At 65.6% G+C, this 13,907-nt stretch carries 3 protein-coding genes; 1 reads left to right on the top strand and 2 read right to left on the bottom strand.

Annotated features, from left to right (window positions below; all coding sequences use genetic code 11):
• Nucleotides 1-3 precede the first annotated feature (3 nt).
• A complete protein-coding gene (locus tag C4Q26_RS16610; protein ID WP_104884052.1) occupies nt 4-10,734 on the bottom strand; it encodes a BapA/Bap/LapF family large adhesin in 10,731 nt (3,576 codons plus the stop codon).
• Between the two features lie 183 nt (nt 10,735-10,917).
• Nucleotides 10,918-12,468 carry a nitric oxide reductase transcriptional regulator NorR gene (norR, locus tag C4Q26_RS16615; RefSeq protein ID WP_023382263.1) on the bottom strand — a complete coding sequence of 517 codons (1,551 nt, stop codon included), beginning with the start codon at nt 12,466-12,468 and terminating at the stop codon, nt 10,918-10,920.
• A 154-nt stretch (nt 12,469-12,622) separates the two neighbouring features.
• Between norR and hmpA the strand changes: the two genes are divergently transcribed.
• Entirely contained in the window at nt 12,623-13,801 is a 1,179-nt protein-coding gene (hmpA, locus tag C4Q26_RS16620) for an NO-inducible flavohemoprotein (RefSeq protein ID WP_023382262.1), read from the top strand.
• Nucleotides 13,802-13,907: the final 106 nt, after the last annotated feature.

Genomic DNA, 13,907 nt, shown 5'->3' on the forward strand with positions numbered 1-13,907 from the left:
GGCTCAGACGACGTGGATGCCGCTTTGCACCCACAGGTGGTGGCTGGGATCCTCCTGGGCCGTATATTGGTTATAGTCGATGCCATCGGCGGTCTGGGTACCAGCAAGCGTCCAGGTGTCCGTCAGGTGCACCGTGTCCTTGTCATCACCCTTGATCACCAAGGTGTCTTTGCCGGTCTCCGTGACGGCCACGACGTCCGCCAGGTTGAGGGTGAGGGTGACGGCGCTGGTGTCATTGAGGTCGATGACCTCGATGTCGTGTACGCGCTCGGCCAGGTTGCCCAGGTCGATGCTGGCATCGCCCCCGGCCCACAGCAGGGTGTCGGTGCCGGCCCCACCCTCTACGCTGGTGAAGTCCTGGTCGACGATCACCAGGGTGTCGTCGCCGGCTCCCCCCTGCAGGCTGATGGCCCCGCCCTGACTGCCATCGAGGTGGTCGTTGCCGTCGGTACCGGCGATCACGTCGCTGGATGCGGCTGCAACGCTGGCCAGCGCAACGCCATCGTCGCTGGTGTCGGCCAGCAGCGCGCTCGTGGCACTGAAACTGGCGGCGCTGTCCAGGTTGATGGTCAAGGTGGCGGTATCGGTGGTGCCGTTGGGGTGGGTCAATTCATAGGTGAAGGTGTCGTGCTGGCCAATGATGGCCGAGGTCAAGCCCGCCTTGAGGGTGTAGGTGTAACTGCCGTCGGCCTGCACCAGCAAGGTGCCATAGGTGCCTGTCACGCTGACGCCGTTGTAGCCCGGGATCGCATAGGTGTTGGCGGCCACCAGGACGCTGAGCACGGTCAGGGACGAGCCGAGGTTATCGGCTCCACCCCCTGCGGTGTCGGTAAGCAGGTTACCGGTGACCGGGGTATAGCCGCTGACCACGAATTCGGTGAGATGGGTCGTCGTGGTGTTGAGCGTGGTGGTGAGGGAGCTGGCCAGGCCGATGCCGCTGGCGGTCACGCGTATCTGGTAAGAGCCTGCGGTCTGGTCCTGGAAGGTGTAGGCGGAGCCGCCCCCCAGCAGGCTGACCAGCGAACTGCCGTTCACCGACTGAACCACTGCGTAAAGGCCCGTTGCTGGGTTGAGCTTGAGTAGGTCGATGGTCGTGCCGTTGAGCAGCCCCAGCAGGTTGGTCGAGTTGAGCACGACCTGAAGGTCGGCCGTGGTATCGGTGGCTACGGTGGTGCTGTAGGTTGCCTGCCGAGTGCCGATCACCGGCAGGCTCAGCGGTGTGAAGGTGGTGGAACTGGTGGATTCGCGATTCACCAGACTGATGCCGGTGCTGTCGATGTCATTGACCGCATCCACAACCGTGGCGGGAGCGCCGTAGTTGGTGTTGCTCCAGATCTCGGTGGCCTGCGGGCTGTCGATGCGCACGTAGAGCGTGGCGCCATCCACCAGGCCATTGGCGTGAACCAGCTGGTAGCTAAAGATATCGACCTTGCCGACGCTGGATGGGCTGCCGTTCGGGGTGTAGGTGTAGCTGCCATCGGCACGGATCACCAGGGTGCCGTACAGGCCCTGCACCTCGGTGGCGCTGCCAGCCGCGACATAGCTGCCGTTCTTCAGCACTTGCAGGACTGCACCGCTGTCCGGCCCGAGCAGGTCGGTGGCGCCATCGGTGCCCGGGTCACTGATGACGTTGCCGGAGGTAGGCGTTCCGGTTCCGGTGAACTGGGTCTGGCTGGTGGTTTCGATGTCCAGTTGTGTGGTAACCGTGGTCAGCAGGCCGATGCCGCCACTGCTCACCGTCAGCCGGTATTCACCGGCCAGCAAGTCGCCGATGTCGACCCGAACACCCTGACCCAGCGGCAGCAGGATCAGGTCGAGCAAACCTTGGGTGTTGCCGGTGGCTAGCGTCACCCAGGCGCCACTGGCGTTTTTCACTTGCAAGGTGAAGGTGGCGTTGTCCAGCAAGGCGAGGGCGCTACTGGTGTTGAGGGTCAGGGTAGGATCCACCGTGGTGCCGGCAGCGACCGTCCAGGTATAGGTCTTGGAGAAGCCCGCCAGCAGGGTCGAGAAACTGTCCTGATAGGTTTGCGTGGACACCACCGGTGCCAGGTTGACGGTGGCGGTCGCCAGGTTGTCGCTGGCCACCACCGGGGCGTTGGCGTCCACGTCCGGTGCCGTGATGTTGGTATTGCCCGAGACGTTGTTGCGCGGGTCGGTTAGCGTCACCGACAGCACCTGGCCGTTGTCCTGTGCAGGGCTCAGGGTGACGGTGAAGCTGCCATTGGGCTGCACGGTGGCGGTCTGCAGCACGGTGCCGCTGGCGTTGCGCACCGTGACCGTGGCGCCGGGTTCGCCATTACCGGTCAGCACGCTGCCGTCGGCGCTGATGACCAGGTTGCTGGCCGCCGCTGGCGGTGTGAGGTCCGGTGCGGTCAGCGCGGTACCCTGGGAGGTGTTGCCCGCCGCGTCAGTGAGGGTGACGGTCAACGCCTGGTTGTCCACCTGTGCTGCGGCCAGGCTGACCACGAACAGGCCGTTGGTGCCGACGGTCGCGGTGCCGAGAATCGTCCCGGCGCTGTTGCGCACGGTAACTGTGGTACCGGCCTGTCCAGTGCCTGAAACCACCGTACCGTTGCTGTTGATGCTGGCGACCGGGGCAGTGGGCGGCGTGGTGTCGGGCGCGTTGATGCTGGCGCTGCTGGAGGTGTTGCCTGCCGCGTCGGCCTGGCGCACGGTCAGTTGCTGTCCGTCGTTCTGCGCCGTGGTGAGGGTGATACTGAACTGGCCGTTGCTGCCGACCGTGGCATTGCCCAGTGCGACACCGCCGGGGCCTTGCACGGTGACAGTCGCCCCGGGTTCGCCGGTACCGGTAAGCACGGTGCCGCCGGCATTGATCGCCAGGTTGCTCACAGGCGCTGGTGCCTGTGAATCAGGTGCTGTGAAGCTGGTGCTGCCGGATGGATTCAGCGCCGCGTCGGTTTGAGTCACCCCCAGCACCTGGCCGTTGAGCTGTGGGCTCGACAAGGTGATGGAGAAGGCCCCTCCGGCATTCACCTGGCCGGTACCGATGATGGCCCCTCCTGCATCGCGGACCGTCACGGTTGCGCCTGCTTCACCCGTACCGCTGAGCACCAGGCCATTGGTTGAAAGTGCGGTGACGATGGGGTTGGCCGGGGCCGTGCTGTCCTCCGCTTGCACGATGGCGGGTATCGAGCTTCCCCCCAATGCGGACACAGCGGTGACCGACAGCGTTTCGCCATTGAGCTGGGCGCTGTCCAACGTCAGGGTGAAGGTGCCACCAGCGCCTGTCAGGCCAGTGCCTATGAGTGTCCCTGACGCGTCACGCACCTCGATGGTGGTGCCGATCTCGGCGTTGCCGCTCAAGATCAGGCCATCTGCGGCCAGATCCACGTTGGTGGGGGCGGCAGGTGCCGGCACCAGCGGCGTATCGTAGCTGGCTTCGCCCGATGTGTTCTGGGCTGCGTCACGCTGGGTGATTCGCAGTTCCTCGTCCGGGCCTGGCGCCGGTTGCAAGGTGACTTGGAAAGTACCGTTGGCGGCCACCACTGCGCTGCCGAGAGGGTTGCCGTTCAGCGTGACGGTCACGGTTGCGCCGGGCTCACCGCGTCCGCTGAGCACATCGTAACCGGGGCTGATGCTCAAGTTGGTGACAAGGTCTGGCGCCGTGGTGTCGGCAGCTTGGTAGGAGGCAGTCGGCGAGGCGTTGCCGGCGTCATCGGTGGCCACCACCGACAGCAGTTGGCCGTTGGTCTGAGCGGGTGAAAGCGTGACGGTGAACACGCCATTGACGGGAACTTCGATTTCACCCAGCACCGTGTTGTCTGGCCCGCGCACGGTGATGGTGCTGCCCGGTTCGGCGCTGCCGCTGAGCTGCAAGCCATTGGCGGTCAGGCTCAGGCCGGTCGGTTGTGCGGGCGGTGTCAGGTCCGGTGCGGTGACCTGGAATGGCGACGACGGGTTGCCGGTGGCGTCCTGGGCGATGATGGTCAGCACCTGGCCGTCGAGCTGAGGGGTGCTCAGATCCAGCACGAAGGTGCCGTCGGCATCGATCACTCCTTGGCCGACGACATCGCCCTGGTCGTTGACCACGGTGATGTTGGCGCCGGCTTCACCTGTGCCGGTCAGCTGGGTGCCGCTGCCGTTGAGTGTCGCCAGGACACTGGCGGGCGGGGTGACATCGGCCACGGTGAGGGTGCCGATCGGCGAAACGTTGCCGCTGGTATCTTCCAGGGTGACCTGCAATTGCTGGCCATTGAGCTGTGCGGGCGTCAGGTCGACCACGAAGGTGCCGTCGGCGTCCACCGTGGCCTCGCCGATCAGGGTGTTGCCTTGATACACCCGCACTGTGGTGCCAGCTTCGCCATTGCCGCTGAGCTGGTCACCCGCAGCGTTCAGGCGTAGTGCGTCAGGCGTCGCGGGTGGTGTCAGGTCGGGGGCGGTGACGACCACTGGGACGCTGATGTTGCCGGGCGGGTCGGCCTGCTGCACCGACAGCGCCTGTTGGTTGATCTGCGCCGGTGTCAGTGCGACCTGGAAGCTGCCATCGGCAAGTACGACGGTGGTGCCGAGCACCTCCCCGGCGGCATTGGTCACGGTGACAGTTGCACCTGCTTCGCCACGGCCGCTGACCAGGCTGCCATCGGCATTGATGACCACCTGGGTAAGGGCGTCAGGTGGAGTGAAGTCCGGCGTTTGCAGCGAGGTTGCAGGCGAGGCGTTACCGGCGGCGTCGCTCTGGCTGACGCTGAGCAGCTCGGCATTGCCCAGCGGCGGGTTGAGGGTGATGGTGAAGGCGCCGCTGGCATCGACCACGGCGCTGCCGATCTCGTTGCCGTTGGCATCTTTCACCGACACCCGTGCACCCGCTTCACCACGGCCGGTGAGGGTGGCGCCGTCGCTGGCGATGGCGAGTTCGCTTGGCGCCGCGGGGGGCGTTGTGTCCGCCGCGGTAAGGGACGTGGCATCGGATTGGTTGCCGGCGGCATCGGTGAGTATCACCTGCACGGTCTGGCCATTGGCCTGGGCGGGTGTCAGGTTGACCTGGAAGGTGCCGTCGCCACGAACCACCGCAGTGCCCAGCACACTGCCGTCGGCAGCCAGCACCTTGACGCTGGTGCCGGCCTCGCCAGTACCGTTGAGCAGGGTGCCGCCGCCGGCGAAGGCCAGTTGTTGCGGCGCGGCGGGGGCGACCAGGTCGGGGGCGGTGAGGCTGACGCTGTTGGACTCGTTGCCCGCCGCATCGGTCTGGCTGGCACTGAGGTGCTGGCCGTTGAGCTGCGCAGGGCTGAGGTTAATGCTGAACTGGCCCGAGGCATCGACCACACCCTGGCCGAGCTCGACCCCACCGTCGCCCAGTACTTTGACGGTGGCGCCAGGCTCGCCACGCCCGCTCAGCACCAGCCCGTTGCTGGAAATGGCCAGGTTGGTCAGCGGTTGCGGCGCGGTGGTGTCGGGTGCCACCAGGGTGGCAGGCAAGGATGTGTTGCCATCGCTACCCACGGCAACCACTTGCAGCACTTCGCCGTTGGCCTGAGCACTGCTGAGGCCGACGGTGAAAGTGCCGTCGACAGCCACCAGGCCGGAGCCCAGCAGCACGCCATGGGGACCATAGACGTTCACGGCGCTACCGGGCGTGCCGGTGCCGGTTACCGTCAGGCCATTGGCCGATAGCACCAGGTCATCGGGAATGTCCGGGGCAAGATTGCCCGGAGCGGTGACGGTCTGTGCGGGCGAGGCGTTCTGTGCGGCATCGGTCTGCACCACGCCAAGGTCCTGGCCAGCGACAGCGGCGGGCGACAGCGTCACGCTGAACCGACCATCGACACCCACAGTGGTCGTACCCAGAATCGACCCATCTGGTGCGCGAACGGTCACCGAGGCATTGGCCTCGCCGATCCCCGTCAGGGTGCTGCCATCGGCAGACACCGCCAGTTGCGACACTGGCGCTGGCGGGGTGGTGTCCGCGGCGGTATAGGGAGTGGTGGGCGACACATTGCCTGCGGCATCGGTTGCACTCACCTGCAATGTCTGGCCATTGGTCTGTGGGCTGTCGAGGGTGACCTGGAAGGTTCCGTTGCTGTTGGCGATGGCCGTGCCTAGGACATTGCCTGAGGCATCGCGTACCGTGACCGTACTGCCTGCCTCGGCAATGCCGCTCAACTGCAGCCCGCTGGCGGCCAGCGACAGACCGCTGGGGGCGGCGGGTGAGGTGTGGTCGGGCGCGATCACCGTAACGACGGCGGAGGTGTTGTTGCCTGCGTCGGTCTGGGTCACGCTCAGATGCTGGGCATTGAGCTGCGCGCTATCGAGCGTCAGGGTAAAGCTGCCATTTGCGGCCACCAGGCCGGTACCGATGACGGTGCCATCCGGACCGCGAACGGTGACCGTGGTGCCCGCTTCCCCAAGACCGGTCAGGGTCAGTCCGTTGTTGTTCAAGATTACATTGGTCAGTGCGGCAGGCGGCGTGAGGTCCGGGGTGTTGACGCTCACTGCCGGGGAGGTATTGCCGGCGCTGTCTGCCTGGGTCACGCCAAGGGTGCTGCCATCGGCCTGAGGTGTGCTGAAGGCCACCGTGAAGCGTCCATCGGCGCCTACGGTAGCGGTGCCTAGCATGGTACCCGCGGCATTGCGCACCTGGACAATGGCTCCGATCTCGCCACTGCCCGTCAGGTGCCGACCGTCGGCACTGAGTACGACGTCGGCGACGGCATTCGGTGGCGTGCGGTCCGGCGTTGCCAGGCTGGCGGGGGCGGACACGTTGCCGGCGGCATCGGTAAGGGTGACCTGCAGGGCACTGCCGGTGGTCTGCGCACTGGGCAGGGTGACCTGGAACACGCCGCTCTGGTTGACCGTGCCGGTGGCGAGGACAGTGCCATTGGCGTCGCGCACGGTGACAGTCGCGCCGGCTTCGCCCTGGCCGCTGACCACGGTGGCGGCGCTGTTGAGGCTGAGTTGGTTGGCGGCCAGTGGTGCTTGCAGGTCGGGCGCCTGGAGCGTCGCGGGCAGTGAAGTGTTGCCGCCGGTATCCGTCTGGGTGATGGTCAGCTGTTGGGCATTGGTCTGCGCAGGCACCAAGGTGACGCTGAACAGACCGTTGCTCGCAACGACTGCGCTGCCTACTTGCGTGCCTTGAGCATCGAACACTTTGACGGTGGCACCGACCTCGCCACGACCCGTGAGAACGGTCCCGGCCGGGTTCAGGTCGACCTGGGTCGGCGCATCCGGTGCGGTGCTGTCGGCCGCCACGATCACGGCGGGTACCGACGCCGTGCCGCCCACCGTCGCCTGGGCGTAGGCCTGCAGGGTTTGTCCGTTGAGTTGGGCGGCGTTGAGGAACACATGGAAGGTGCCATCGCTGCCGACGGTGGCGGTGCCCAGTACATTGCCGTTGGAGGTCACCGTGATCAGGGTGCCGACGGTGCCTTGGCCGGTGAGGACGAAGCCATCGGCGCTGAGCGCCAGGTTGGTGGGGCTGGCGACTTCACTGCCGTCGGGTCCGTTCAAGAGGCTGCTCGCTTCCTGTCCGGCGCCGTCGCGCACCACCAAGTCGACCACTTCACCGTTGGTGAGCGGGCGATCGAGCACGACCTGGAAGGTACCGTCAGGGCCCACGGTCGCGCTGCCCAAGGGCGTACTGCCGTCCCGGACAATGACAACGGTGCCTGGCTCGGCATTGCCGGCAACGAGGGTGCCATCCGGGCTCAGGGAGACGTTGGTCGCTGCGCTGGGGGGCGTGGTGTCCGGGGCGGTCACCGCTGCCGGGGCGGCGCTGTTGCCTGCGGCATCGGCCACGATGACGGTGAGGGTTTCGCCGTTCTGCTGTGCGGTCGACAGGGGCACGCTGAAGCTGCCGTCGGACTGGACTGTCCCGCTGGCAAGGAGGTTGCCGTTGGGGCCCAGTACCGTGATCGAGGTCGCACCTGGGGCGTTACCCGTGAGCGCCGTGCCGTTCAGGACAACTGCGAGGTCGCTGGGGGCGGCCGGTGGCGTGAGGTCGGGGGCGGTGACCGGTGTGGCCATGGAGGTGTTGCCACTGCCGTCGGTCAAGGTCACGTTGAGTGACTGCCCGTCGAGCTGTGCCGGTGAAAGCGCAACCGTGAAGGCGCCGCCTGGCGGAACCACCACGCTGCCCAGCAACACGTTTTGAGCGTTGCGCACCTCCACCGTCGCACCTACCTCGCCAGTGCCCTGCAGGTAGGTGCCGCCCGGGCCGACCAGCAGCCCTGTCGGTGACGTTGGCGCACTGCTGTCGTCGGCGGTGTAGCTGGCTGACGGAGAGCTGTGGTTCGCGGTGTCGATCAGCACCACCGACACCGTTTCACCATTGGTTTGTGGCGGGCTGAGGGTGACGGTGAAGCTGCCGTTGGCATTGACCTGGTCGCTACCCAGTATTTGGCCGTTGGCATTGCGCACCACCACCGTGGTGCCAGGCTCGCCTTGCCCGGTGAGCAAGGTACCACTGGCATCCAGTGCCAGGTTTTGGGCAGGCGTGGGCGCTTCAAGGTCGTTGGCTACGAACGGGGTGTCTGTCGAGCCGTTGCCGGCGGCATCGGCCTGACTCACTGACAACGTCTGGCCATTGAGCTGCGGCGGGTCGAGGATGACTTGGAAGCTGCCGTCGGCCTGTACCACTGCCGTGCCCAAGACCCCGCCAGACCCATCTTTGACCGTGACCTGCGCGCCAGGCTCGCCCGTGCCGGACAGGGTGCTGCCATCGCCGGACAAAGACAGGTCTGCCGGTGGGGTGGGGTCCTGGTTGTCAGGGGCGGTGAGGTCGGTCGAGGTCGACACATTGCCGGTAGGGTCACGCTGCTCGACGGAGAGCGCCTGGCCGTTGGTCTGCGGTGTGTTGAGGGTGACCGTGAAGCTGCCATTGCTGGCGACCTGGCCGGTGCCGAGCACGCTGCCATCGGGGGCGCGAACGGTCACGGTGGCCCCAGGTTCCCCGCTGCCTGTGACGGTTGTACCGGTGCTGTCGATGCTGGGGGTGGTGATCGGCAATGGAGGTGAGGTGTCCGGTGCGGTGAAGTTGACGGCACCGGCACTGTTGCCGAGGCTGTCGGTGGCGTCCACGGTCAGGCTTTCACCGTTGCGCTGCGGTGTCGAGAGGGTGACCTCGAAGCGCCCGTCGGTGCCGACCGTGGTAGTGCCTAGCACGGTGCCATTGGCCGCGCGCACGGTGATGATCGAGCCGGGTTGCCCTTGCCCGGTGAGGTGGGTGCCGGCGACATCGAGTGCCAGCCCGGAGGGTTGTGCCGGGCCGTCCAGGTCCGGAGCGGTGAGCGGGGTGGTCGTCGTGTTGCCTGTGGCATCGCGCAGCGTCACGTCCAGTATCTGGCCGTCGGTCTGCGCAGGGGTCAAAGTCACCGTGAACTGGCCATTAGGCCCAACCACGGCAGAACCGAGCAGCACGCCCTGGGCATTGCGAACCTGTACCGTGGTGCCGATTTCGCCGCGCCCGGTGAGGGTAACCCCATCGGCGCTCAGTGCCAGGTTGGTGGCAGGACTGGGTGGGGTGGTGTCCGGTGCGGTGATCGGGCTGGGCGACGATGTGTTGCCGGCGTTGTCGATGAGCACGACGTTCAGTGCTTCACCGTTGGCCTGGGCTGGAGAGAGAGGAATGGTGAAATTGCCGTCATTGCCCACCACACCACTGCCGATCAAGGTGCCGTCGGCATTGCGCACCTCGACCCTGGTTCCCGCTTCACCGCGACCGCTCAGTTGTTGGCCACCCGCTGCGATCACCAGGTTGACCGGGGCGTCGGGCGGGGTGGTGTCCGGGGGCGTGCCGACGTCGTCCGGCGCGGTGATGCTTGCCGCGGGCGAGGTATTGCCAGCAGCGTCCTGGGCGGTGACAGTCAGGGCCTGGCCGTCGGTTTGAGGGGGTTGCAGGGTGATGCTGAACTGACCGTCGGCACCTGCCACGACGCTGCCCAGCAGCGTGCCGCCAGGGCCGCGTACCTGAACCGTGGCGCCCGGCTCGGCACGGCCGCTGAGGGTGGTGCCTTGTTCGTCGATCGCCAGGTTGGTCGGCGCCAGCGGAGCGGTCGCGTCCGGCGCGACGACGGTGCCTGCCGGGGAGGCGTTGCCTGCGGCGTCGGTCAGGATGACTTGAAGGTTTTCGCTGTTGATCTGCGGCGGGTCGAGGCTGATTTCGAAGCGTCCATCGGCCCCCACTGTGCCGCTGCCGATCAGATTACCGGCCGCATCGCGGACGTTGACCGTTGTGCCGGCTTCGCCCCGGCCGGTCAGGCGCAGGCCATCCGGGGAAACCAGCAGGTCGATGGGGGTAGCCGGAGGCGTTGTGTCGGACGGTGCCGATCCGCCGCCACCGCCGCCACTGCTCCCGTTGTCGACTGCCGCGGCTGCGCCTCCGACGCCCAGCAGACTCAGGCCCGCGATCGCCCAGGTTGGCGTCGCACTGCCGGCGACGCCGATACCCGCCACCACCTGGTCGAGCGAACTCACCTCTTCGAACGTGAAGCCTGTGAACGCTTCGGCATCGTAGTTGGCGTACCACAGGGTGCCATCTTCGCCGACGAAGACCATGTCGCTGGCAACGCCCGCCTGGTCGACGGCGAAGAAATTACCGATCGTTATTTTTTCGCCGGACTTGAGCGTAACGATCAGGTCCTGCCCGCGTTGGGTGACGGTGGCCACCTGGTTGGGCGAAATCGGCATTTGCACGACCGCGGGGCTTTTCAGGCTGATATTGCCCCAGGCATTCTGGGTAGCGACTGAAGTTTGCTTATCGGCAACGACAATACTGTCCATGAGTGCTCCCTGCAGTTGTACGGCGACATGGTCGACGTCCATTGGCCCAGGGCCGAGCGGGCGCGGCATGCCTTCAACAGTACTGGCCACTCAAAGGCCGAGGTACCGATTCCTTATGCAGTTAAGCAGCCAACTGGCAATCGGCTAGATAGCTTTACCGACTAATGCTTTGGTGCACGGGCCTCAGCGAAGCCCTAGCCGGCGCGCCAGTCGGTTGAGGTTGGCGCGGTCCAGGCCCAGTTCACGAGAAGCGGCAGCCCAGTTGTGGTCATGACGTTGGAGGCAGGCTTCAATCACCTGGCGTTGATAGGCGTCCACCGCGTCACGCAGGCCGCCTTCGGGTAAGGGCGCTTCCTGCTGTGGCAGGGCGGATTGAGCCTCATTGGAAGACGCGACCGCGCGCAGGTCCAGGTCGCGGGCTTCCAGGGTCAGAATCCGTGGTCTGTCGGCGTGTTGGCCCAGTGCCTTGAGCGCCGAGCGGCCGATCAGGTGTTCCAGTTCGCGGACATTGCCAGGCCAGTCGTAACCCAGCAGTGCGGCCTGCGCGTCGCTGGACAGGCGCAAACTATTGAGGCCAAGGCGTGAGCGGTTCTGTTCGAGGAAGTAGCCGGCCAGCAACAGCACGTCGCGGCCTCGCTGGCGCAGCGGTGGCACCTGCAGGGGGTAGACGCTCAAGCGGTGATAGAAGTCGGCGCGGAAGTTGCCGTTGCGCACTTCCGCGGCCAGGTCGCGGTTGGTCGCGGCGATCAGGCGCACATCGACCTGATGTTCACGGTCCGACCCCAAGCGTTGCAACTGACCGCTTTGCAGCACCCGAAGTAGCTTGGCCTGCACGGTCAATGGCAGCTCGCCGACTTCATCGAGGAACAGCGTGCCGCCGTTGGCCAGTTCGAACTTGCCGCGTCGTTCGCCATGGGCGCCAGTAAAGGCACCGCGCACATGGCCAAACAGCTCGCTTTCCACCAGGGTGTCTGGCAGGGCTGCGCAGTTGAGGCTGATCATTGGCTGGTCGGCGCGTTTGCTGGCCTGGTGCAGGGCCTGGGCCACCAACTCCTTGCCCACCCCGGTCTCACCGGTGATCAGCACGGTCAGGTCGCTGCCGCCGACCAGGCGGATCTCCTCCACCAAGCGTTTGTGTGCCTTGCTCTGGCCTATCAGTTCCTGATGCTGGCCGCTGGCCTGACGGTAGATTTCGGCACGGTGGTGTTCATCCTCGGCGCGCAGGGCCAGGTGTTCGATGCGCTCGGCCACGGTCACGGTAGCCGCTGCCAGGCTGGCGAAGGCCTGCAGGGCTTCCAGTTCAAGACTTTGGAACTGGCCGGGGGTCAGCGCGTCGAGGGTGACCAGGCCCCAGGGACGTTCATCGACCATCAGCGGGCAGCCCATGCAGTCATGGACTTCAAGGTTGGCGTCCGGGGCATGCACCAGGCCGTCATAAGGGTCGGGCAACGCGGAGTCGCTGGCGAAGCGCGTAGGCTCGGGGCGGCTCAACAGGATCTGGAAGCGTGGATGCTCACTGACCTTGAAACGCCGGCCGAGGGTATCTGGCGACAGTCCGTCCACTGCCAGTGGCACCAGCCATTCTCCATCCAGGCGGAGCAGGGCGGCGGCGTCACACGGCAGCAGGCCGCGCATGGCCTGTAACAGGCGGCGGTAACGCTCCTGGTCGGGCAGGTCGCGGGACAGGTCGCTGACCAGCGGGAGGAGGGCGGTGAGCAGAGGCTTTGCAGTCATATTGACTCCTATTGGTCGTAATGACTATACGCTGGGGTGGGTCGTTTTGACATGATCGGTGTCAAGGCATTGATTTCATGGGCCTTTCGAGTTGGCACGAATGCTGAAATAGCCAGTGCAACCATTCGAAGCCACAGGCTTAGGAGTCGTCGCAATGCTCAATGCCGAACAACGTGCAATCATCAAGGCCACTGTCCCGCTGCTCGAAAGCGGTGGTGAAGCGCTGACCACTCATTTCTACAAGATGATGCTCAGCGAATACCCCGAAGTGCGTCCCCTGTTCAACCAGGCTCACCAGGCCAGCGGTGACCAGCCTCGCGCGCTGGCCAACGGTGTGCTGATGTATGCCCGCCATATCGACCAGCTTGAACAGCTGGGCGGCCTGGTTGGCCAGATCATCAACAAGCACGTCGCCCTGCAGATTCTCCCGGAGCATTACCCGATCGTCGGCAGCTGCCTGCTGCGGGCCATCGAGGAAGTGTTGGGCAAGGAAATCGCCACCCCCGAAGTGATCGCGGCCTGGGGCGCTGCCTACGGCCAGCTGGCCGATATCCTGATCGGCGCGGAAGAGCACTTGTACAAACAGAAGGAAGAGGCCGCCGGTGGATGGCGTGGCGCCCGTGAGTTCCGCCTGGTCCGCCGCGCGCAAGAGAGCAGCGAAATCGTTTCGTTCTACTTTGCTCCGCTGGATGGCAAGCCGGTGCTCAAGGCCGAGCCGGGCCAATACATTGGCCTGCAGCTGTTCATCGACGGGGTCGAGCAGCGCCGCAACTATTCGCTGTCGGCGCTGTGCGACGGCAAGGAGTACCGGATCAGCGTCAAGCGCGAGGCCGGTGGCAAGGTATCCAACTACCTTCACGACCAGCTGGTCGTCGGCGATACCCTGCAGCTGTTCCCACCATCGGGCGACTTCACGCTGACCGCCAGCGACAAGCCCTTGGTATTGATCAGTGGAGGTGTGGGTATCACCCCGACCCTGGCGATGCTGGAGGCGGCGCTTGAGACCAAGCGTCCAGTGCATTTCATTCACTGTGCGCGCAATGGCGCTGTGCATGCCTTCCGCGACTGGATCAGCGCGTTGGCCGAACGTCACCCTCAGTTGCAGCACTTCTATTGCTATGCCGAAGCGGATGGCAGCAACGACGCCCATGCGGTTGGCCTGCTGAGCGAGGATCTGCTGGCCGAATGGATGCCGGTCGAGCGTGACGTGGATGCCTACTTCCTCGGGCCCAAGGGCTTCATGGCGGCGGTCAAAGGCTACCTGAAGGGGCTGGGCGTTCCGGAGCAGCAGAGCCGCTACGAGTTCTTCGGGCCTGCGGCCGCGCTGCAGTGATGTGCTGACCCTGCAGGTCTGATCACAGAGGTACCACGGTGACCCGGTGGGAGCGGCCTCGCGACGCAGAGTCGCTCCCTCAGGTGGTTGCCTATATAGAAGGAAT

It is taken from the genome of Pseudomonas sp. SWI44, from assembly GCF_002947915.1.
Taxonomy (GTDB): Bacteria; Pseudomonadota; Gammaproteobacteria; order Pseudomonadales; family Pseudomonadaceae; genus Aquipseudomonas; species Aquipseudomonas taiwanensis.

Coding starts and splice junctions, on each gene's coding strand:
- C4Q26_RS16610 (WP_104884052.1), bottom strand. CDS start 10,734: ATGGACAGTATTGTCGTTGCCGATAAGCAAACTTCAGTCGCTACCCAG.
- hmpA (WP_023382262.1), top strand. CDS start 12,623: ATGCTCAATGCCGAACAACGTGCAATCATCAAGGCCACTGTCCCGCTG.
- norR (WP_023382263.1), bottom strand. CDS start 12,468: ATGACTGCAAAGCCTCTGCTCACCGCCCTCCTCCCGCTGGTCAGCGAC.